The sequence below is a fragment of the Mesorhizobium sp. M8A.F.Ca.ET.161.01.1.1 genome (genome assembly GCF_004792105.1).
In the GTDB taxonomy this organism is placed as follows: domain Bacteria; phylum Pseudomonadota; class Alphaproteobacteria; order Rhizobiales; family Rhizobiaceae; genus Mesorhizobium.
In genome coordinates this window covers 1-406 of sequence record NZ_SRTD01000113.1, presented here as the reverse complement: position 1 = coordinate 406, position 406 = coordinate 1, and the positions used below count along the sequence as shown (strand labels likewise).

Genomic DNA, 406 nt, shown 5'->3' with positions numbered 1-406 from the left:
CAGGTCTTCGGTGCGCCGCCGGCGAAGACGTCGTTGCGGTAGGTAAGCGTCTGCAGATCGCCGACGAAAGGCACGCAGATCAGCGTCGGCTTGGCGCTTTCGAAGCCCTTGACGCGCGGCCCCTTCTGCGGCGGCCAGTAACCCATGTCGATCATCGAGCCGATCCAGTCCTTGTCGGAGCCGTCGATGCCGCCGGCGCCTAGATCCTCGAGCACGTTGGCGGCGCCGAACTGCGGCACCCACGGATCGTCGAGCAGATAGAGGTCATACTGGCCGGCGCCGCTTTGGGCATCGGCGAACCACTTCTCCAGCGTCACGCCGTACTCGTCCTCGAGGAACTCGATGTCGAAGCCCTTTTCCTTGGCCAGCGGGATGATCTTTTCCTTGAACGGCGTCAGGCCGCCAT

At 64.0% G+C, this 406-nt stretch carries 1 protein-coding gene; it reads right to left on the bottom strand.

The window, feature by feature from the left end; all coding sequences use genetic code 11:
- The coding region (locus EN804_RS34900) for an extracellular solute-binding protein (protein ID WP_135922322.1) at positions 1-406 on the bottom strand (406 nt) is incomplete at both ends.